Origin of the sequence: Micromonospora sp. SL4-19 (genome assembly GCF_047921475.1) — a bacterium.
In the GTDB taxonomy this organism is placed as follows: Bacteria; Actinomycetota; Actinomycetes; order Mycobacteriales; family Micromonosporaceae; genus Micromonospora.
In genome coordinates, this window is record NZ_JBLROB010000028.1 from 63754 (window position 1) to 84575 (window position 20822).

Below are 20822 nucleotides of genomic sequence, written 5' to 3' on the forward strand. Positions count from 1 at the left end.
GTCCGCGTAGAAGCTGGTCGATCGGTCGAGGAGGCGCCGTGTCCCGTAAGCCGTTACGCCGTCTGCTGTCGGCAGCGCTCGGTGCGCTGCTGGCGCTGCCGATATCGGGGGCCTTCTCGGCACCGGCCTCGGCGGCCGAACCGAGCTTCCGGGCGCTGATCTTCTCGAAGACCGCGGGATTCCGGCACGATTCGATCCCGGCCGGAATCGCGGCGATCCAGCAGCTCGGCCAGGACAACAACTTCGCCGTCGACGCGACCGAGGACGCCGGGGCGTTCACCGACGCGAACCTGGCCCGGTACGACGTCGTCGTCTGGCTCTCGACCACCGGCGACGTGCTCAACGCCGACCAGCAGGCGGCCTTCGAGCGGTACATCCGCCAGGGCGGCGGATACGCCGGCGTGCACGCCGCCTCGGACACCGAGTACGAGTGGCCGTGGTACGGCAAGCTCGTCGGCGCGTACTTCAACAGCCACCCGGCCATCCAGCAGGCCAGCGTCAAGGTGGACGACCATGTGCACCCGTCCACGGAGTCGCTGCCGGACCGGTGGGTCCGCACCGACGAGTGGTACAACTACCGCTCCGACCCGCGCGGCAAGGTGCACGTGCTCGCGGCCCTCGACGAGCGGACGTACGGCGCGGGCACGGGCGCGATGGGCACGAGCCATCCGATCGCCTGGTGCCAGCAGTACGACGGTGGACGGTCCTGGTACACCGGCGGCGGCCACACCGACGCTTCCTTCAGCGAGCCCGAGTTCCTGCGGCACCTGCTCGGCGGGATCAGGACGGCCGCCGGGGCCGCGCCGGCGGACTGCGGGGCGACCGTCGACGACAACTTCGCCCAGGTGACCCTCGCCAAGGGCGCGGACACCACCGGCGAACCCATGAACCTCGCGGTGCTGCCCGACCGGCGGGTGCTGCACACCTCCCGCGACGGCCGCGTCTTCCTCACCACCCCGCAGGGCGGGACCAGCCTCGCCGGGCGGCTCCCGGTCTACAACCACGACGAGGACGGGTTGCAGGGCATCGGGGTCGACCCCGACTTCGCCAGCAACGGCTGGATCTACCTCTACTACGCGCCCCCGCTGGACACGCCGGAGGGAGACGCGCCGAACGACGGCACCAGCGCGGACTTCGCCCGCTTCGACGGGGTGAACCGGCTGTCCCGGGTCAAGCTCACCGGCGGCACCCTCGACCTGGCCACCGAGCAGAAGATCCTCGAGGTGGCCGCGAACCGGGGCATCTGCTGCCACGCCGGCGGCGACATCGCCTTCGACGCGGCAGGCAACCTCTACCTCTCCACCGGGGACGACTCCAACCCCTTCGCCTCCAACGGCTACACCCCCATCGACGAGCGGGCCAGCCGGAACCCGGCGTACGACGCGCAGCGCTCGTCGGCCAATCCCAACGACCTGCGGGGCAAGGTGCTGCGGATCAAGGTGGCCGCCGACGGCAGCTACCAGTCGCCGGCGGGGAACCTCTTCCCGGCCGGCACCGCCGGCACCCGCCCCGAGATCTACGCGATGGGCTTCCGCAACCCGTTCCGCTTCACCGTCGACCCGAAGACCGGCTGGCTCTACCTCGGCGAGTACGGCCCGGACGCCGGCGCCGCCGACCCGAACCGCGGGCCGGCCGGGATGGTGGAGTTCAACCAGATCCGTGGCCCCGGCAACTTCGGGTGGCCGTACTGCGTCGGGCCGAACGTCGCGTACAACGACTACGACTTCGCCACCGGGACCTCCGGGCCGAAGTTCGACTGCGCCACCCCGCGCAACACCTCGCCGCGCAACACCGGCAAGCAGGACCTGCCCGCCGCGCAGCCGGCCTGGATCACGTACGACGGCGCCTCGGTGCCGGAGTTCGGCGACGGCAGCGAGTCGCCGATGGGCGGCCCGGTCTACCGGTACGACCCCGACCTGAGGTCGGACACCAAGTTCCCCGAGTACTTCGACGGCACGTTCTTCGCCGCCGACTGGGGACGCGGCTGGATCAAGAACATCGTCCTGGACGACGCCGGCCAGCCGCTGAGCATCAACCCGTTCCCCGAGCAGGTGGTGCGGCCGATGGACATCGAGTTCGGTCCGGACGGCTCCCTCTACGTCCTCGACTACGGCAGCGGCTACTTCGGCGGCGCGCCGGACTCGGCCCTCTACCGGATCGACTACGTCAAGGGCAGGCGCGCGCCGATCCCGGCGGTGAGCGCCAACCCGACCTCCGGCGCGGCCCCGCTCACCGTGGCCTTCTCCTCCGCCGGGTCCCGGGACCCGGACCCGGGCGACTCGTTCAGCTACGCCTGGGACTTCGACGACGACGGCACGGTCGACTCGACCGAGCCGGATCCCACCTTCACCTACACCACCAAGGGGCAGTTCACCGCCCGGCTCACCCTGACCGACCAGGGCGGTACGACCGGGACGGCGACCGTGCAGATCACGGTCGGCAACACCGCGCCGCGCGTCGAGTTCGCCGCCCCGCCCGCCGGTGGCGTGTTCCAGTTCGGTGACCGGGTGCCGTTCAGCGCGCGGGTCACCGACCCCGAGGACGGCGAGATCGACTGCGGGACCGTGCAGATCGACTACGCCCTCGGCCACGACACGCACAGCCACGGGCTGGTCCAGACGCACGCCTGCGAGGGGGTGCTCGACACCGTCGCCGAGGACGGCCACAGCGCCGACGCCAACCTCTACGGCGTGCTCGCCGCGACCTACACGGACCAGGGTGCCGCCGGAGTGCCTTCGCTCACCGGGCAGGCCCGGCTGGTCCTCCAGCCGCGCGTCCGGCAGAGTGAGCACTTCACCGAGGCCAATGGGATCCAGGTCGTCGACGCGGGCGGCGCGCACGGCGGGAAGCGCGTCGGATACATCGACGACGGAGACTGGATCGCGTTCGACACGTACAACCTGACGGGGATCACCGGCGTCCAGGCCCGGCTCTCCTCCGGGGGCGGCGGCGGCACCCTCGAGTTCCGGACGGACCGGCCGGACGGGCCACTGGTCGCCAACATGGCGGTGGCGAACACCGGCGGCTGGGACAACTACGTCGACAGCCCGGTGGTCCCGGTCACCGACCCAGGCGGCACCCACCGGCTCTATCTGGTGTTCAAGGGTGCCGGCGGCGGGCTGTTCGACGTCGACGAGTTCACCTTCCACGGCAAGGGAGTGGCGTCGAGCACCCGGCCCGAGGTGACCGCGTCGGCCGACGTCACCCAGGCGGAGATCCCGGCGACCGTCCACTTCACCGCGACCGGCGCGGACCGGGACGGGGACCCGCTCAGCTACGCCTGGGAGTTCGGTGACGGGACGACGTCGACCGAGCAGAACCCGACGCACACCTACACCAAGGCGGGCATCCACTCGGCCAAGGTGACCGCGCGGGATCCGTCCGGGCTGGCCGCGTCGGCCACTGTCACGGTGAACACTTACCGGGTGGCACCCCCCTGCGCGGACCCGTCCGCCGAGGTGAATCCGGACGACGAGTTCACCGGCGAGGTCATCGACCGGTGTCGGTGGACGGTGCTGCGCGAGGACCCCGCGCACCACCGGCTCGTCGGCGGGTCGCTGCAGATCGACGCCCTGCCCGGCGACATGTACGGCGGCGCCACCGATGCGAAGAACATCCTGCTCCAGGACGCCCCGGACGGGGCGTGGCAGGCCATGACGAAGGTGACCATCGACCACAGCGACACGTGGGAGCAGGCGGGCCTCATCGTCCACGGCGACGACCCGAACTTCGTCAAGTTCTCGTTCATCCGGACCGACGGTGGGGTACGCAACTTCGAGTTCATCCAGCAGCAGAGTGGGTCGCCGATCGACGGTGGCGCCGTCGACCGTTCGCCCAACCTGGCCGTGGACTTCCCGCACACGGTGTGGATGAAGGTCACCAGCGACGGGCGGACCCTGACGGCGGCGTACTCGACCGACGGTGAGCAGTGGACCACCGTCGGCCGGCCCCGGGACCTGTCCACCGTCCCGAACCCGAAGGTGGGCGTCGCCGCCTTCAACGGCACCGGCAACCCGGCGTCGTTCGACTTCTTCCGGCTCGACGACGCGCCGCAGAACGCCTGCACCCCGACCGTCCCGGAGGCCGGCTACACCAGCCTCTTCGACGGCACCCCGGCCAGCCTGGCGAAGTGGAAGCAGGCCGGGCCGGGCGGGTTCCTGCACGCCGCCGACTGCACCCTGCTGTCCTACGGCGGGCTGGGCCTGCACTGGTACGACCAGAGCTTCCGCGACTACAGCCTGAAGCTGGACTGGAAGATGGCCGGGGACGACAACTCCGGGGTCTTCGTCGGGTTCCCGAACCCGGGCAACGACCCGTGGCTGGCCGTCAACCAGGGGCACGAGATCCAGATCGACGCCACGGACGTGCCGGAGAAGACGACCGGGTCGATCTACAACTTCCAGTCGGCCGACCTGGCCGCCCGGGACGCCGCGCTCAAGCCGCCGGGGCAGTGGAACTCGTACGAGATCGTCGTCCGGGGCCAGAGCATCGTGGTCCACCTGAACGGCGTGAAGATCAACGAGTTCGTCAACACCGACCCGGCCCGGATGCGGCAGCCCAGCCACGTCGGCATCCAGAACCACGGCGACGGTGACGACGTCTACTTCCGCAACATCCGGCTCAAGGAACTGCCGGCCGACACCGTCGCGCCCACCACGAAGGCGACGACCTCGCCGGCGGAGCCGGACGGGGCGGCCGGCTGGTTCCGCTCCGACGTCACGGTGACCCTGACGGCCACCGACGACGACAGCGGCGTGGCGCGGACCGAATACCGGACCGACGGCGGGTGGACCCCGTACACCGGGCCGATCCCGGTGGCCGGCGACGGCGAGCACCCCGTCGAGTACCGCTCGGTGGACCTCGCGGGCAACGTCGAGGCGCCTCGGAAACTGGTGCTCAAGCTCGACGGGACCGCGCCGGTCTCCGCCGCGGCGTTCGCCCCGCCGGGCGACTCGGGGTGGCACAACGGTGCGGTGCCGGTCACCATCACGGCCGCCGACCAGACGTCCGGGGTGGCGAAGATCGAGTACTCGCTGGACGGCGGCGGGTGGACGCCGTACACCGACTCCGTGGAGGTGCGCGGCGATGGCAACCACACCCTCCGGTACCGCGCGACGGACCGGGCGGGGAACGTCGAGGACGTGAAGTCCGCCGTGCTGAAGATCGACGGTACGGCCCCGGCGGTCCTCCTCTCGGGGGTGGCGGCCGGCGCCACGTACGGCGACAGCCAGGACGTGCGGATCACCTACTCGGCGGCCGACGGCACGTCGGGGGTCACGTCGCTGGTCGGCACGCTCGACGGGAAGCCGATCCTCGACGACACCCTGCTGCCGCTCTACGGGCTGTCGCTCGGCGAGCACACGCTGGCCGTGGTGGCGACCGACGAGGCCGGCAACCGGTCGACCCGGTCGATCACGTTCACCGTGACGACCTCGATCGAGGACCTGGGCAACCTGGTGGACCGGTTCCGGGCCACCGGCTGGCTCTCTGCGGAGAGTGCCAACCAGCTGCACAAACCGTTGGACCAGGCCGGCAAGTTCGCGGCCAAGGGGCTCAACAAGCAGGCGGTGCGGGAGCTCCGGCCGTTCCGGGACCTGGCGGGTGATCCGAAGGTCGTGCCGAACGCCGAGGTGCGCGCTGTCCTGGCCCGCGACGCGGACGTGATGATCGAGCGGTTGTCCGGGAAGTAGGACGACGGGCCGAGACGGCCGGGGTCGAGGGTGTCACACCCTCGGCCCCGGTCCGGTGGCGTCCCGGCTACGCCGACTCGCGCAACACCAGTTCGGTGGGGAGCATCAGGGCCTGCTCCACGCTCTCGCCGGCCGCGATACGCAGCAGCTGGCGGGTCATCGCCCGGCCCAGCTCCACTATCGGCTGCCGGATCGTGGTCAGCGGCGGCTCGGTGTACGCCGCCGTCTCGATGCCGTCGAAGCCGATCACCGCGACGTCCTCCGGCACCCGCAGTCCGGCCTCGCGCAGGGTACGCAGGGCGGCGTGCGCCATCAGGTCGGAGGCGGCGAACACCGCGTCCAGGTGCGGGTGCGCGGCGAGCAGTTGCCGCATCGCCGCGGCACCGGACTCCCGGGTGAAGTCGCCGTACGCGACCAGCTCCGGCAGGCCGGCCTCGGCGACCGTGTTCCGGTAGCCGATGAGCCGCTCGATGCCGGCGACCATGTCCTGCGGGCCGGCGATGGCGGCGATCCGCTGCCGGCCGCTCCGGATCAGGTACCGCACCGCCCGGCTGACCCCGCCGACGTGGTCGACGTCGACATAGGGCACCTCGGCGCCGTCGAGGGGACGACCGCTGCACACCACCGGAATGCCGAGCCGGGCCAGCTTGCCGGGCAGCGGGTCTTCGCCGTGCAGCGAGGCGAACAGCACCCCGTCCACGTGCCGGCCGGTGGCGTACCGCTCGACCCGTTCGTGCCCGGCCGGCGAACCGGCCAGCATGAGCACGAGCTGCTTGTCGGCGGCCTCCAACTCCTGGGCCGCGCCGCGGATGATCCCCGGGAAGACCTGGTCGTCGGAGAAGACCCGGGTCGCCGCCTCCGGCAGGACCAGGGCGATCGAGTCGGTGCGCTGGGTGACCAGGCTGCGGGCGGCGAGGTTCGGGACGTACCCGAGCTCCTCGACCGCCTGGCGGACCGCCTGCCGGATCGGTTCGGCGACAGTGGTGGAGCCGTTGACCACCCGGGAGACCGTTGCCCGGGACACGCCTGCCCGCCGGGCCACCGCCTCCAGGGTCGGTCGCTGCGCCGTCGTCATCCCCGTCACCACCATCTCGTCACCGCCCGTTCCGGGGAGATCACCTCATGGCGCCTACAGGCGCTTCCCTCGGGCGCGCCGCCGGGTCAGGTGGTCGACGTGGACGATCCGGAACCGCTTCCGGTAACCCTAGGGCACACCTCCGGGGGATGTCCGTGTGGTCCCGGCGGTGGTCAGCCCACCCGCATCCCGTCCAGCAGGTCGCGGTCGCCGGCCACCCCGAGCGTGTCGAAACCGACCCGGCCCATCAGCGCCAGCAGCAGGTCGCTGGCCGTGCCGGTCACCTGCACCCGGGCGTGGTGGTCGTCGTGGTCGAGGATGGTCGCGGTGTCCAGCAGGGCCACCCCCTCGCCGCGCAGTCGCAGATACCAGGCCTGCGCGGCGTCGGTCGCGGTCAGCTGCACCACCCCGTACCACTGGCCGGTCTGGATCCGCCGCCCCGCCGGCAGCCAGGTGTCCAGCACCTCGCTCACCCCGTCGGCAGCGAGCTTGGCCTCGATCGGCTCACCGGCGCCGATCGCGAGCTGGGCGTCCCAGCGGTGCACCGCCGTCTCGTGCGCCGCGCGGCGCGGCCAGAAGCCCGCCTTCTTCGGCTGGGGAGCGAAGTTCCACGCCGGAGCCTCCGGGTCCAGCCCTTCGAACAGCGCCATGACCTGGTCGTACTCCTGGCGGAACCACTGCGCCGGGGTGAGGTCCACCGGCGGCGTCGCCTCCTCGCGTACCGGCCTGGTGGTGGTCCCGGCGGTCACCACGGTGCGGACCCAGATGTAGACCCCGGCCAGGTGGTGGGCGAGATCGGTGACCGTCCAGCCGGGACAGGAGAGCACGGGCGTCTGCGGCGGTGCCTCGGCGACCGCGGCGGCGAAGGCGGGGCCCTCCGTCCGCAGCGCACCGATCCAGAAGTCCTTCGTGCCGTGCAGTCTGCTCATCGCAATCCTCCCGGGGGTGACCGGACCACCAGTGGGTGCCGCGGCTATCCCTCAGCCTAGGGTGAAAGGCGTGTCAGACGTCTACGCCGAACCGACGACCGGAACCGCCCCGACCGATCCGGCCACCACCCTGGCGCGCTACACCACGCTCCGCCTCGGTGGTCCCGCGGGCCGGTTGGCGACCGCCACCACCGCCGAGGAAATCGTACAAAAGGTTCAGGAGGCGGAGGCGCGGGACGAGCCGGTCCTCGTGCTGGCCGGCGGCAGCAACGTGGTGATCGGCGACCAGGGCTTCCCCGGCACGGTGGTCCTGGTCCGCTCCCGGGGGTTCCAGGTGGTCGCCGAGGACGCCGAAACCCTCACCGTACGGGTCGAGGCCGGCGAGCCCTGGGACGACCTGGTCGCCGCCACGGTGGCGCGTGACTGGTCCGGGCTGGAGTGCCTCTCCGGCATCCCCGGCTCGGCCGGTGCCACCCCGATCCAGAACGTCGGCGCCTACGGCCAGGAGGTGGCCGAGACGATCATCGGCGTGCAGGCGTACGACCGCACCCATCGCGAGGTCGTGCGGATCGAGGCGGCCGACTGCGGGTTCGCGTACCGGGGCAGCATCTTCAAGTACAGCGACCGCTGGGTGGTGCTCTCGGTCGACTTCCGGCTCACCCGTTCCCCGCTCTCCGGCCCGGTGCGCTACGCCGAACTGGCCAGGGCGGTCGGCGTCGAGGTCGGCGACCGGGTGCCGCTGGCCGACGCCCGGGCCACCGTGCTGCGGCTGCGCGCCGGCAAGGGCATGGTGCTCGACGCGGACGATCCGGACACCTGGTCGGTGGGCTCGTTCTTCACCAACCCGGTTCTGGAGCGCGAGGCGTACGAGCTGCTCCGGGAGCGCGCCGCCGACCTGGGCGAGCCGCCGTCCTGGCCGGGCGCGGGGGACGTGGTCAAGGTCAGCGCCGCCTGGCTGATCGACAAGGCCGGTTTCGGCAAGGGGCACCCGGGCCCGGAGGGCGTGGCGATCTCCAGCAAGCACACCCTCGCCCTCACCAACCGCGGCGGCACCGCCAGCACCTCCTCCCTGGTGGCGCTGGCCCGGGAGATCCGCGACGGCGTCCACGACCGCTTCGGCGTCGCCCTCCACCCCGAGCCCGTCCTCGTCAACTGCGTCATCTGACCCCGGGCGCCGCCGCCCCGGGCCGGCCGGTCAGGTGGGGGAAACGGCGGGCCAGGGGAGGGTGAGTTCGCCGTGGCGCCAGCGGCGGGGGCGGCCCAGGACGGGCCAGCCGGCGTGCTTCACCGCGGCGACGGCCTCCACCCAGCGGTGGCGGGGGCCGAAGGGGGCGTAGCCGGCCGCGGCCTGCCAGGCGTCCTCCAGGGCCCGGAGCAGGTCATGGATCCGTTCGCCCGGCACGTTGCGGTGGATCAGGGCCTTCGGCAGCCGCTCGGCGAGCTGGGCCGGGCGCTCCAGGGTGGTCAGCTTCGCGGCCAGGGTCATCGTGCGCGGGCCGGCCCCGTCGAGCAGCACCCAGCTGCCGAGCCGACCCAGCTCGTCGCAGGTCCCCTCGACCAGCAGCCCGCCCGGGGCGAGCCGGTCGGTGACCGTTCGCCAGGCGTCGGCGACCTCGCCCTCGTCGTACTGGCGCAGCACGTTGAACGCCCGGACCAGGGCGGGTCGGAGCCCGGCCAGCTCGAAGCCGCCCCGGTCGAAGGTCAACCAGGGCGGATCGGCGGCGGGCTGGGCGGCGGCCACGCGTACCGGATCGATCTCCAACCCGACCACCCGGACGTCCGCTCGCACCCCCGCAGCGAGGCGGGCCCGCAGCTCGACGGCGGTGACCGGGGTGGCGCCGTAGCCCAGGTCGACGACCAGCGGGTCGGCGGCGGCGCGCAGCGCGCCGCCGCAGGTCTCGACGATCCAGTTGTCCACCCGCCGGAGCCGGTTGGGATTCGTCGTCCCCCTGGTCACCACGCCCATGGGCTTCAAGGCCAGCTCCGCCTTCGTTCGCGACTGCGGGGCTCGCAACCCCGGCTCACTCCTCGCGCTTCACTGTGCCGCCTTCGTTCGCGACTGCGGGGCTCGCAACCCCGGCTCACTCCTCGCGCTTCACTGGCACCCGGTGCACCTTGTGCTGGGCGGCCTGGGCGAGCGGGCGGACCACCAGTTGGTCGACGTTCACGTGGTGCGGGCGGGTGGCGCACCAGGCGATGCAGTCGGCGATGTCCTCGGCGAGCAGCGGCTCGGCGACCCCGGCGTATACGGCGGCGGCCCGGTCGGCATCGCCGTCGAAGCGGACCAGGCCGAACTCCTCGGTCTGCACCATCCCGGGGTCGATCTCGATCACCCGGACCGGGCGGCCGCACAGCTCCAACCGGAGCGTGCCGGCGATCGCGGTCTGCGCGTGCTTGGCGGCGGTGTAACCGCCCCCGCCCTCGTACACGACGTGCCCGGCGGTGGAGCCGACGATCACGATCGTGCCGGCGCCGGACGCCTCCAGCGCGGGCAGCAGCGCCTGGGTGACCCGGAGCGTGCCGAGCACGTTGGTGTCGTACATCCACTGCCAGTCACCGACGCTTCCGGACTCGACCGGGTCCAGGCCGCGCGCCCCGCCGGCGTTGTTGACCAGCAGGGTGACCGGGCCGGGCGCGGCGGCGGCCGCCGCGGCCAGGGCGGCGACCGACTCGTCGGAGGTGACGTCGCACGCCACCGCGGTGGCCGCGCCGCCGGCCGCCTCGATCTCGGCGACCAGGCCGGCCAGCCGGTCGGTACGCCGCGCGGCGGCGAGCACGTGGAAGCCCTCGGCGGCCAGCCGGCGGGCGGTGGCCGCACCGATCCCGCTGGATGCCCCGGTGACGATGGCGACAGAGGTCATCCGGTCATTCTCTCCCCGCCCCGCAGGCGCGCCGCGATGAGGTCCGTCACGCCCGGACCGGCCGGTACGCATTTCCGAAGCCCGATCGGGAAGATGACATCCGGCGCGGAGGTTGACCGAGGGGCGCCGGTCGTGCGGAACGGCATCACCGTGACAGAGGGAGCGGACGTGGCGGAGTTGCACACCGGTGTCGGTCGTCAGCGAGGTGCCCTGCCGTGGCCGCAGCCGCGCCGGATCGCCACCATCTCCGTGCACACCTCGCCGCTGCACCAGCCCGGCACGGGGGACGCGGGCGGGATGAACGTCTACATCCTGGAGGTCGCCCGACGGCTGGCCGAGGCCGACGTCGAGGTGGAGATCTTCACCCGGGCCACCTCCGGCGACCTGCCGCCGGTGGTCGAGATGGCGCCCGGCGTACACGTCCGGCACGTCACCGCCGGCCCGCTGGAAGGGCTGACCAAGGAGGAGCTGCCCGGCCAACTCTGCGCCTTCACCGCCGGCGTGCTGCGCGCCGAGGCGGCCCGCCCGCCGGGCCACTACGACCTGATCCACTCGCACTACTGGCTCTCCGGTCAGGTCGGCTGGTTGGCCAAGGAGCGCTGGGGAGTGCCGCTGGTGCACACCGCGCACACCCTCGCGAAGGTCAAGAACGCCCAGCTCGCCGCCGACGACCGGCCCGAACCGAAGGCCCGGGTCATCGGCGAGGAGCAGGTGGTCGCCGAGGCCGACCGGCTGGTCGCCAACACCCGGGTCGAGGCCCGCGACCTGGTCGGCCGGTACGACGCCGACCCGGACCGGGTGTTCGTGGTGGAGCCTGGCGTGGACCTGGACCGGTTCCGCCCGGCCGCCGGGGACCGGGATGCCGCCGTACGCGCCGCCCGGCGCCGGCTCGGGCTTCCCACCGGGGGGTACGTGGTGGCCTTCGTCGGCCGGATTCAGCCGCTCAAGGCGCCGGACGTGTTGGTCCGGGCGGTCGCCGCGCTCCGCGAGCGGGATCCCGCGCTCGCCGACGAGTTGACCGTGGTGATCTGCGGCGGCCCCAGCGGCAGCGGCCTCGACCGCCCCACCGCGCTGATCGAGCTGGCCGGTTCGCTCGGCGTCGCCGACCGGGTGCGCTTCCTGCCGCCGCAGACCGGCGCGGACCTGCCGGACCTCTACCGGGCCGCCGACCTGGTCGCGGTGCCGTCGTACAACGAGTCGTTCGGGCTGGTCGCGCTGGAGGCTCAGGCGTGTGGCACACCCGTGCTCGCCGCCGCCGTGGGTGGCCTGGTCACCGCCGTACGGGACGGGGTCAGCGGGGTGCTCATCGACGGCCACGACCCGGTCGACTGGGCCCGTACGCTGGCCCGGCTGCTGCCGGACCGGCTGCGCCGGACCGCCCTGAGCGCCGGCGCGGAGGCGCACGCCCGCAACTTCTCCTGGCACCGCACGGTCTCCGGTCTGCTCGCCGTGTACGGGGAGGCGATCGCCGAGCACCGCGCCCGGCTCACCGGCCGGCTCGCCGGCTCCGCTCTCTCCTGCTCCTGGTGACCCGGTCGTCGCGCCACGCGGGGTCCGGGCGGCGGCCGTAGAGTGGGTGCGGTGAGCCGCAGGAGTGAGGTCGCCGCGCTGATCGAGTCCTTCTGCGCCGAGCGCCAGCTGGAGTGGGAGTCCACCGGCGCGGCGTCGTACGCGGTCACCCTGCCGGGGACGCACAAGCTCAAGACGATCTGCAACCTGATCGTCGGCGAGCACGCGCTGCGGATCGAGGCGTTCGTGATGCGCCAGCCGGACGAGCGCCGCGAGGAACTGTGGTCCTGGCTGCTCCAGCGCAACGCGCGCATGTACGGGGTGTCCTTCTCCATCGACGTGGTCGGCGACGTCTACCTCACCGGGCGGGTCAACCTGGCCGGGTTGGACCCCGACGAGCTGGACCGGCTGCTCGGTGCCGTGCTCACGTACGCCGACGAGTCCTTCGACGGCATGCTGGAGATCGGCTTCGGCACCGCGATCCGTCGCGAGTGGGAGTGGCGGGTCAAGCGGGGCGAGTCGACGGCCAATCTGGCCGCGTTCGCCCACCTCTTCGAGCCCTCGACCGGGGCCGCCGAGCCGGTCACCCCGACCTCCGGAGGTTCGGACCCGTCCTGACGGGTATGCCGCACCGCGCGGTGCGGCACTGGGACCCACCGCGGGCCGAGGACGGACTGTCGAGGAGCGTGTCCCATGGCTCAGCGCAACAGCTCAGGTCGCGGCACGACTGCGACGAGTACCAGACGGCAGATCGGCAATCAGACGCCGAACACGCCGGACGTCTCCGAATCCGAGATCTCCCGGATGAGGGCCGACGACATCCGCAGCCAGCTCCGCCGGCGCGGGGTCTCCGGAATCTCCACCCTGCGTAAGCCGGAGCTGGTGAAGACGCTGGCGAAGACCCTCCGCGCGGAGAGCCGCGGCGGTGGCGCCGCACGCAAGGCCACCGGGCCGGCCGGGCGCGCCGCCACGAAGAAGGCGGCTGCCAAGAAGGCCCCGGCGAAGAAGGCCGCGGGCAAGGCGGTGCCAGCCGCGAAGGCCACCGGTGCGCGGGCGAAGAAGGCCGCCCCCGCGAAGAAGTCCGTGGCGAAGAAGGCGCCCGCCGCGAAGCGGGCGGCCCCCGCCAAGAAGGCCGCAGCCAAGCGGGCACCCGCCGCGAAGAAGGTGGCCCCCGCGAGGAAGGCGGCGGCGACGCGGGCTCGCGGTGCGACGGCGGCAGCCGGTGTGGGCGGGCGGGCGGCGCCCTCCGCGGGCGGTACGGCGGCGACGCCGGTTCGGACCGGCCGGACCTCGGCCCGCTCGGTGCGGTCGTCCCAGCACATCACCTCACTCGAGGATCGCCCGGAGCGTCCCGGCCGGAGCCTGGTGACCGCAAACCACGACGTCATCCAGCGTTGGGCCCGGGCCCGGGGCGCCAAGCCGGCCACCATCGCCGGCACCGAACGCGGAAGTCGGCCGGGGGTGCTGACGTTCAACATCCCCGGCTGGCGGGAGAGCAGCCGGATCCGGGAGATCACCTGGGAGGACTGGTTCCGGACATTCGACTCACGACGGCTGAACCTGATCTACCAGGAGCAGCTCCGGGACGGCCGGCAGAGCAACTTCTTCCGGACCGAGTCACCCGAACGGGAGGACGCCTGAGGTTTACGGGAATGGCCGGCGGGAATGCGCTGTTGGTCAACACATGGTCCGGAGCAGGGACAGGATTTCCGACACGGATGCTGTGACGGGCAAGACAGCAATCCGAGTTGAATCCAGAATCCGGGCGAACTAACTTTATTGCACCGCGCTGCGCTTGTAATCGTTCGGGGGAGCGGTGGATCGATCAGATCCGCGCAAGCGAGGGCGCGAGGATCGGGTGGAGCACATCGTTGGGGGACGGTGCCACCCGGGACCGGCGGCGCGAGCGGGCGACGCTTACGGGGGTGAGTGTCGCCCGCCGCCGCCGGGGGTACGGTGCGAGCGCCCATCACGACGGGGGTCGGGGTGGGCGCTCGGCGTACGCCATCAGCCTCGGACCAGTTCCTCTTCCCGTCGCGCCGACGCCCGCAGGGCGGCGACCCGGCGTTCCCGGGGTGGACCGGCGAGCAGGTGACCGGCCGCCGCGACCAGGCCCAGCCCGCCCACGACGAGCCAGTGCCGCTCGCCCAGGTGCTGCAGGCTCAGCCCGCCCAGCGCCGGTGCCACGAAGGACGCCGCCGGGAAGGTCAGGTAGAAGACCGACTGGTAGCGGGCCCGCAGCTCCGGCGGCGCGAGGTCCGCGTTGATCTGCGCGTTCGGCGGCGCGGCGAGCATCTGCCCTGCCGTCCACACCACTGCCGCCCCCAGGTAGACCAGCAGGTCGTCGGCGACGGTCAGGGCGCCGAAGCCGAGCGCCATCAGCCCGGTGGAGACGGCGAGCACGCTCGACTTCCGGTACGGCTGGATCAGCCGTGGCACGAAGAGCTGCCCGGCCACGATCAGCGCGCCGCCGAGCGCCACCACCACGCCGTACGCCGAGGGGCGCAGGCCGTCGGCCCGCATCGCCAGCGGCATGATCGTCGAGGTCTGCATGGTCAGCACGGCCAGCAGGAAGGTCAGCCCGACGAAGGCGAGGAAGACGCGGTCGGTCAGCGCGGTGCGTAGTCCCGGTCGCCGGGACCGACCGGGCGGGACGGAAGCGGTGGCTGCCGGACGGGAGCGCCGGGAGAGCGTCTCCGGGACCTTCAGCGCGATGACGACCGCGGCGGCCAGGGTCGAGGCGGCGTCGACCAGGAAGAGCGCGACGAAGCTCGCCTCGGCGAGCACGCCGGCCAGCAGCGACGCCACCGCCATGCCGAGGTTGAACGCCCAGAACTGGAGGTTGAACGCGCGCGAGCGGCGTTCCTCGGGCACCACGTCCACAATCGCCGCGACGAACGCGGGGCCGGGCATCGAGTGCACCACCCCGACCAGCGCGGCGAGCACGGCGATCACCGCCAGGTGCCGGCTGAACGCCAGCGCCGCCATCAACCCGGCTGCGCCGAGGTGGGCGGCGAGCAGGGTGGGCCGCCGGCCCCACCGGTCGGCCAGCACTCCACCGAGCAGCGTCCCGATCGCTCCGCCAGCCCCGTACGCCCCGACCACCACCCCGGCGAGAGACGCGGAGGCGCCGCGCGCGGCGGTCAGGTAGAGCGAGAGGAACAGCAACGCGAAGGCGCCGGCCCGGTTGATCAGCAAACCGGACCAGAGGTACCAGAAGGTGGCGGGTAGCCCGCCGGCCGTGTCGTTCCACCAGCGCCGCAGGCCGTGCACCCGTCCTCCAGGAAGGTTTGTTAACTGCTACGGACCCTAGGGAGCCGGCCCGTCCCGCACCAGCGTGGCGCTGGTCACCGTGGCGGGAAGGACGCCCGCGATCGGCGCCGGTGTGGGCGGTGCCCTCCGATCGGGACGTACCTCAGGAGGCGGCGCGGGCCGGCTCGGCGGCCACCTCCTGGGCCGGCGTGCCGACCACCGCGACCGACGGGACCGGCGGCGCGGTGATCCGGAGCTGGGTGGCGCGGCGCTCCCGGGCCGGGCCGGAGAGCAGGTGGGCCACCGCCATCGTGCCACCGATCACGGCGCAGCCGAGCCAGAGCGCGCTGTTGCCGGCGTGCTCCCGGACCAGGCCGCCGAGGATCGGGGCGGCTGCCCCGGCCAACTGCCAGGAGAGCGAGAAGACGCCCTGGTAACGGCCGCGGAGCGCGGCGGGGGAGAGCTCGGCGATGAGGGTGGCGTTGGACGGCGAGTTGAGCATCTCGCCGAGGGTCCAGATCAGCACGGTCAGGCCGTAGAACCAGACCGCGTCGGCGAACGCGGTGAGCCCGAAACCGATGCCCATCACCACCGAGGCGAGCGCCAGCACGTGCGACCGGCTCCGGCCCTTGATCAGCCGGGGCACGAAGAGCTGACCGACCACGATCAGCACCCCGTTGAGCGCGATCACCGAGCCGTACGTGGCGGGGCTCAGGCCGGAGTCGCCCATCGCGATCGGCAGCATCGAGATGTGCTGGAGGAAGACCAGCGCGCCGAACAGGTTCAGCGCCACGAAGCCCAGGAAGACGCGGTCGGTGAGGATGGTGCGCAGGGCGCCGGCGGGGGCGGTCGCCCCCTTGACGACCGGGCCGAGCGACCGGGTCTCCTTGACGCGGGCGAAGATGATCAGCGCGGTGACCAGGGTGGTCGCCGCGTCGACCAGGAAGAGCAGCAGGTAGCCGGACTGGGCGGCGACGCCGGCGAGGACCGCGGCGCAGGCGAAGCCGAGGTTGATCGCCCAGTAGTTCAGAGAGAAGGCGCGCAGCCGGTCCTTCTCCGGCACCACGTCGACCATCATGGCCCCGAACGCCGGCCGGGCCGCCTCGGCGAACGTGCCCAGCAGCAGGGCGCCCAGGGCCACCGCCCAGAGCGGCCGGGCCAGGCCGAGCGCGACCATCATGGCGGCCGCGCCGAGGTGTGCGGTGAGCAGGGTGGGCCGGCGTCCCCACCGGTCGGTGAGGGTGCCGCCGATCGTGGTGCCGACCGCGCCGCCGACGCCCCACATCCCGATCACGAGCCCGGCCTGCGAGGCCGAGAAGCCGCGCTCCCGGGTGAGGTAGATGGCCAGGAAGATCAGGACGAACGAGCCGAGCCGGTTGATCAGGGTCCCGGTCCAGAGGTACCAGAAGGCCCTGGGCAGGCCGCCTGTGGTGTCCCGGAACCAGCCTTGCACCGTCCGCATCCAGACGCCCCCGTTTGGTAATGACCAATTTCTTTCTAGCGCCTTACAACCTAGTCCCGCCCCGAAACGCCGGTCATCAGGTTTTCCACGTGGTGGTCGTCACGGCCGGTCCCTGCGTGCCCGCCCACCTCGTACGGCAGGATGATCCGCATGACTGCGAGCGAGGGGCCCACCATCGGGACGCTGGTCCTGCTGCGGCACGGCGAGAGCGACTGGAACGCCAAGAACCTCTTCACCGGCTGGGTCGACGTCGACCTGACCGCCAAGGGGGAGAGCGAGGCGCGGCGCGGCGGTGAGCTGCTCCGCGAGCACAACCTGATGCCGGACGTGGTGCACACCAGCGTGCTGCGTCGCGCGATCCGCACCGCCGAGCTGGCGCTCAGCGCCGCCGACCGGCACTGGATCGCGGTGCGCCGGTCGTGGCGGCTCAACGAGCGGCACTACGGCGCGCTCCAGGGCAAGAACAAGAAGCAGACCCTGGACGAGTACGGCGAGGAGCAGTTCACGCTCTGGCGCCGGTCGTACGACACGCCGCCGCCGCCGATCGACGACAACGACGAGTGGTCCCAGGCCGGCGACCCCCGGTACGCGCTGCTGCCGACCGAGCTGATGCCGCGTACCGAGTGCCTCAAGGACGTCGTCGAGCGGATGCTGCCGTACTGGTACGACTCGATCGTGCCGGACCTGCTGGCCGGCCGGACGGTGCTGGTGGCGGCGCACGGCAACTCGCTGCGCGCCCTGGTCAAGCACCTGGACCAGATCTCCGACGAGGCGATCGCCAAGCTGAACATCCCGACCGGCATCCCGCTCCGGTACGACCTGGACGCCGACCTGCGCCCGCAGGCCCTCGGCGGGACGTACCTCGACCCGGAGGCCGCCAAGGAGGCCGCCGCCGCGGTCGCCAACCAGGGCCGCTGACCCCACGACGACGAAGGCCCCCGAATGACCGGGGACCTTCGTCGTGGCGGCTCAGTTGGACGGGGCCACGGCCTCGCCCGTGATCAGGTAGACCACGTGCTCGCCGACGTTCACCGCGTGGTCGGCGAAGCGCTCGTAGAAGCGGCCCAGCAGGGTCGCGTCGATCGCCGTCTCCACCCCGTACGGCCAGTCGTCGCCGAGCAGCACGGTGAAGAGGCTCTTGTGCAGGTCGTCCATGGTGTCGTCGTCGCGGTCCAACTCGGCGGCGATGTCCGCGTCGGGCCTGGCCAGCACCGTGCCGATCTTCTCGGCCATCCGGTCGGCGATGGCGGCCATGTCGGTGAAGACCGGCCGCAACTCGGCCGGCACCGCTGGCGAGGGGTGCCGGCGCAGCGCGGTCTTGGCGACGTGGTCGGCCAGGTCGCCCATCCGCTCGAGGTCGGCGGCCACGTGCAGGGCGGTGATCATGGCGCGTAGGTCGGAGGCGACCGGCGCCTGCCGGGCCAGCAGGTCGCAGACCCGCTCCTCCACGTGCCGGAAGAGCTCGTCGATCTCGGCGTCCCGCGCGATCACCGTCTCCGCCGCCGTGCGGTCGGCGGTGAGCAGGGCCCTGGTGGCCTGTCGCATGGCGGCGCGCACCCCCTCCGCCATGTCCACCAGCAGCTGGCTGACAATCTGCAGGTCGGCCCGGAACTCGTCGCGCATCGTCACTTCCTGGAGGTCGGTGGTCGCCGGCCGGCCGCAGCGGGCCGCGTACGGCATGAGCAGGTGCGCGACCCACCGTATGGCGGCGGAGCCGGATCCATGGTGAACGCGGGTGAACGACGCGGGACCCGTGAGTGAACTTTCCCGGAAGTGAGAGTGTTTCGTCCCGTTCTGACCGATCGGTAGGTAAACAATGACCCTACGATCGCCGAGTGGAATGGGCGGTGGCGGTCGGGGTGGCCGTAGCTCTGGTGACCGGACTGGTCGCCGGGCTACTGCTGTCCGGGCCCGTCCGGGAGTGGCGGCGCCGGTCGGCGACGTCGGGGAGCCACGGCTCCCGTCGGAGTGCAGGGAGGCTCGCGATTCCCGACGAGCAGCAGGGCGGGCTCTCCGGGCTCGGCCGGAAGACGATCGACTCGCTCCGCGCCGGCGTGGTGGTGCTCGACCCGGACGACGTGCCGGTGCTGGTGAACCCCGCCGCGCGGGCGATGGGCCTGCTCCGGACCGGGGCGACGCCCGGATCCATCGCGGCGCACCCGCTGATCCGTACCCTCGCCGGACAGGTCCGCCGTACCGGCGTGCGGCGCGAGATCGAGCTGGACCTGCCGCGCGGCCGCGACAGCGCGGGGGACAACCCGCTCGGCGTGCACCTGCGCGCGATGGGCCTGGGCGCCGGCTACATCTCGATCGAGGCGGCCGACGTCACCGAGTCGCACCGGCTGGCCCGGGTCCGGCGGGATTTCGTGGCCAACGTGAGCCACGAGCTGAAGACGCCGATCGGAGCCCTCCAACTCCTCGCCGAGGCGTTGGTGGACGCCACCGAGCCGGCCGGCGAGGGCGCGCCGGACCTCTCCGAGGACATGATCGCCGCCCGGCGGTTCGCCGAGCGGATCCAACACGAGTCCACCCGGCTCGGCCGGCTGGTGCAGGAGTTGCTGGAGCTGACCCGGCTCCAGGGCGCCGAGCCGCAGCCGGCCCCGGAGCCGGTCTCCGTGGACTGGGTGATCGCCGAGGTGGTCGACCGGACCCGGACGGCGGCCACGGCCCGCCGGGTGGAGGTCGTCGTCGACGGCCAGCGCGGCCTGACCGTGTACGGCAGCGACAGCCAGCTCGCCACCGCCGTGTCGAACCTGGTGGAGAACGCGATCACCTACTCGGGCGAGGACACCATGGTCCGGGTGACCGTGCGGGCGACCGCCGAGCACGTCGAGATCGCCGTGGCCGACCAGGGCATCGGCATCGCGCCGAACGACGTCGACCGGATCTTCGAACGGTTCTACCGGGCCGACCAGGCCCGCTCCCGGGCCACCGGCGGCACCGGCCTCGGCCTGGCCATCGTCAAACACATCGCCAGCAACCATGGCGGTCGGGTGGACGTGTCGAGCACTCTTGGTGGGGGGTCGACGTTCACCCTCCGGCTGCCCGCCAGTCCCCCGGACGACCTGGAGGCGACACTCTCCTCCGCTGGGATCGAGGCCGGCCCGGCCGAGCTTCGGTAGGTCCGACCGAACGGAAAGGAAACACCCGTTGAGCCGCGTACTGGTGGTCGAGGACGAGGAATCGTTCTCCGACGCCCTGTCCTACATGCTCCGCAAGGAAGGCTTCGAGGTGTCCGTCGCTGCGACGGGGACCTCCGCCCTCACCGAGTTCGACCGGACCGGCGCCGACATCGTGCTGCTCGACCTGATGTTGCCGGAGATGTCGGGCACGGAGGTCTGCCGTCAGCTCCGTCAGCGCTCGCATGTCCCGATCATCATGGTCACCGCACGGGACAGCGAGATCGACAAGGTGGTCGGCCTGGAGATCGGAGCCGACGACTATGTGACCAAGCCGTACTCACCGCGTGAGCTGGTGGCCCGGATCCGGGCGGTGCTGCGCCGGCAGAGCTCGGAGGCGACCGAGTCGGGCGCTCCGACCCTGGCCGCCGGCCCCGTCCGCATGGACATCGAGCGGCACGTGGTGACCGTCGACGGTGCTGCCGTGCAACTGCCGCTCAAGGAGTTCGAGCTGCTGGAGCTGCTGCTGCGCAACGCCGGGCGGGTGCTCACCCGGGGGCAGCTCATCGACCGGGTCTGGGGCGCCGACTACGTGGGCGACACCAAGACCTTGGACGTGCACGTCAAGCGGCTGCGCTCCAAGATCGAGCCGGAGCCGTCCGCGCCTCGCTACATCGTCACCGTCCGGGGCCTGGGCTACAAGTTCGAGCCGTGACCGTCCGTCTTCGGTGACGGTCGGCTTCGTCGGCGGTCGTGTCGGGGTGTCTCCGTCGGTGGTTGCGGTTTCGGATAGCCCGTTGTTCGTTGGTGGTTGCGGTGGGGGTGTGGCCCGCCGTGCCCGGCTCCGGGCGGTCAGGCTTGATCCCTGCGCCGGTCACGGCGGGCCACACCCGCGTCGTGGTCGCCCGCCGTCCGGGCGCGCCGC

At 72.3% G+C, this 20822-nt stretch carries 15 protein-coding genes; 8 read left to right on the top strand and 7 right to left on the bottom strand.

Annotation, left to right across the window (positions count from 1 at the left end; genetic code table 11):
- Positions 1 to 38 precede the first annotated feature (38 nt).
- Positions 39 to 5690, top strand: coding sequence for a ThuA domain-containing protein (locus ACNAVT_RS25555; protein WP_416299794.1), 5652 nt, complete (start codon positions 39 to 41; stop codon positions 5688 to 5690).
- A gap of 67 nt (positions 5691 to 5757) precedes the next feature.
- Here the strand turns inward: ACNAVT_RS25555 and ACNAVT_RS25560 are convergent, their stop codons facing one another.
- Positions 5758 to 6765, bottom strand: coding sequence for a LacI family DNA-binding transcriptional regulator (locus ACNAVT_RS25560; RefSeq protein ID WP_416299795.1), 1008 nt, complete (start codon positions 6763 to 6765; stop codon positions 5758 to 5760).
- 173 nt (positions 6766 to 6938) lie between these two features.
- Entirely contained in the window at positions 6939 to 7694 is a 756-nt protein-coding gene (locus ACNAVT_RS25565; RefSeq protein WP_416299796.1) for a maleylpyruvate isomerase family mycothiol-dependent enzyme, read from the bottom strand.
- Between the two features lie 70 nt (positions 7695 to 7764).
- On the opposite strand from ACNAVT_RS25565, the gene ACNAVT_RS25570 reads away from it, so the two are divergent.
- A complete protein-coding gene (locus ACNAVT_RS25570) occupies positions 7765 to 8859 on the top strand; it encodes a UDP-N-acetylmuramate dehydrogenase (RefSeq protein WP_416299797.1) in 1095 nt (364 codons plus the stop codon).
- Positions 8860 to 8889: 30 nt separating this feature from the next.
- Here ACNAVT_RS25570 and ACNAVT_RS25575 read toward each other — a convergent pair whose 3' ends face one another.
- Positions 8890 to 9660, bottom strand: a complete 771-nt coding sequence (locus ACNAVT_RS25575; RefSeq protein WP_416299817.1) for a class I SAM-dependent methyltransferase — start codon at positions 9658 to 9660, stop codon at positions 8890 to 8892.
- 115 nt (positions 9661 to 9775) lie between these two features.
- On the bottom strand, positions 9776 to 10555 hold the full coding sequence (locus ACNAVT_RS25580; protein WP_416299798.1) for an SDR family NAD(P)-dependent oxidoreductase: 780 nt from the start codon (positions 10553 to 10555) through the stop codon (positions 9776 to 9778).
- 168 nt (positions 10556 to 10723) lie between these two features.
- On the opposite strand from ACNAVT_RS25580, the gene mshA reads away from it, so the two are divergent.
- From mshA to ACNAVT_RS25595, 3 genes are all read left to right on the top strand, one after another.
- On the top strand, positions 10724 to 12085 hold the full coding sequence (gene mshA, locus ACNAVT_RS25585; RefSeq protein ID WP_416299799.1) for a D-inositol-3-phosphate glycosyltransferase: 1362 nt from the start codon (positions 10724 to 10726) through the stop codon (positions 12083 to 12085).
- A 51-nt stretch (positions 12086 to 12136) separates the two neighbouring features.
- Complete coding sequence (locus ACNAVT_RS25590) at positions 12137 to 12682, top strand: YbjN domain-containing protein (RefSeq protein WP_416299800.1); 546 nt, start codon at positions 12137 to 12139, stop codon at positions 12680 to 12682.
- Between the two features lie 186 nt (positions 12683 to 12868).
- Complete coding sequence (locus tag ACNAVT_RS25595; protein WP_416299801.1) at positions 12869 to 13705, top strand: hypothetical protein; 837 nt, start codon at positions 12869 to 12871, stop codon at positions 13703 to 13705.
- A gap of 366 nt (positions 13706 to 14071) precedes the next feature.
- Here the strand turns inward: ACNAVT_RS25595 and ACNAVT_RS25600 are convergent, their stop codons facing one another.
- Both ACNAVT_RS25600 and ACNAVT_RS25605 read right to left on the bottom strand, forming a co-directional pair.
- The gene (locus ACNAVT_RS25600) at positions 14072 to 15337 is read right to left on the bottom strand and encodes an MDR family MFS transporter (protein WP_416299802.1); all 1266 of its coding nucleotides are present in this window, start codon (positions 15335 to 15337) and stop codon (positions 14072 to 14074) included.
- Between the two features lie 142 nt (positions 15338 to 15479).
- The gene (locus ACNAVT_RS25605) at positions 15480 to 16778 is read right to left on the bottom strand and encodes an MDR family MFS transporter (RefSeq protein ID WP_416299803.1); all 1299 of its coding nucleotides are present in this window, start codon (positions 16776 to 16778) and stop codon (positions 15480 to 15482) included.
- 150 nt (positions 16779 to 16928) lie between these two features.
- On the opposite strand from ACNAVT_RS25605, the gene ACNAVT_RS25610 reads away from it, so the two are divergent.
- Entirely contained in the window at positions 16929 to 17696 is a 768-nt protein-coding gene (locus ACNAVT_RS25610; protein ID WP_416299804.1) for a phosphoglyceromutase, read from the top strand.
- Between the two features lie 51 nt (positions 17697 to 17747).
- Here the strand turns inward: ACNAVT_RS25610 and phoU are convergent, their stop codons facing one another.
- Positions 17748 to 18401 (bottom strand): phosphate signaling complex protein PhoU, encoded by a 654-nt coding sequence (gene phoU / locus ACNAVT_RS25615; protein ID WP_416299805.1) that lies wholly within the window; start codon positions 18399 to 18401, stop codon positions 17748 to 17750.
- A 212-nt stretch (positions 18402 to 18613) separates the two neighbouring features.
- On the opposite strand from phoU, the gene ACNAVT_RS25620 reads away from it, so the two are divergent.
- Positions 18614 to 19900, top strand: a complete 1287-nt coding sequence (locus tag ACNAVT_RS25620) for a sensor histidine kinase (protein WP_416299806.1) — start codon at positions 18614 to 18616, stop codon at positions 19898 to 19900.
- A gap of 28 nt (positions 19901 to 19928) precedes the next feature.
- The gene (locus tag ACNAVT_RS25625; RefSeq protein ID WP_416299808.1) at positions 19929 to 20612 is read left to right on the top strand and encodes a response regulator; all 684 of its coding nucleotides are present in this window, start codon (positions 19929 to 19931) and stop codon (positions 20610 to 20612) included.
- Positions 20613 to 20822 lie beyond the last annotated feature (210 nt).

Coding starts and splice junctions, on each gene's coding strand:
- ACNAVT_RS25595 (WP_416299801.1), top strand. CDS start 12,869: ATGAGGGCCGACGACATCCGCAGCCAGCTCCGCCGGCGCGGGGTCTCC.
- ACNAVT_RS25565 (WP_416299796.1), bottom strand. CDS start 7,694: ATGAGCAGACTGCACGGCACGAAGGACTTCTGGATCGGTGCGCTGCGG.
- ACNAVT_RS25580 (WP_416299798.1), bottom strand. CDS start 10,555: ATGACCTCTGTCGCCATCGTCACCGGGGCATCCAGCGGGATCGGTGCG.
- ACNAVT_RS25605 (WP_416299803.1), bottom strand. CDS start 16,778: ATGCGGACGGTGCAAGGCTGGTTCCGGGACACCACAGGCGGCCTGCCC.
- phoU (WP_416299805.1), bottom strand. CDS start 18,401: ATGCGCGACGAGTTCCGGGCCGACCTGCAGATTGTCAGCCAGCTGCTG.
- ACNAVT_RS25575 (WP_416299817.1), bottom strand. CDS start 9,660: ATGGGCGTGGTGACCAGGGGGACGACGAATCCCAACCGGCTCCGGCGG.
- ACNAVT_RS25560 (WP_416299795.1), bottom strand. CDS start 6,765: ATGACGACGGCGCAGCGACCGACCCTGGAGGCGGTGGCCCGGCGGGCA.
- ACNAVT_RS25610 (WP_416299804.1), top strand. CDS start 16,929: ATGACTGCGAGCGAGGGGCCCACCATCGGGACGCTGGTCCTGCTGCGG.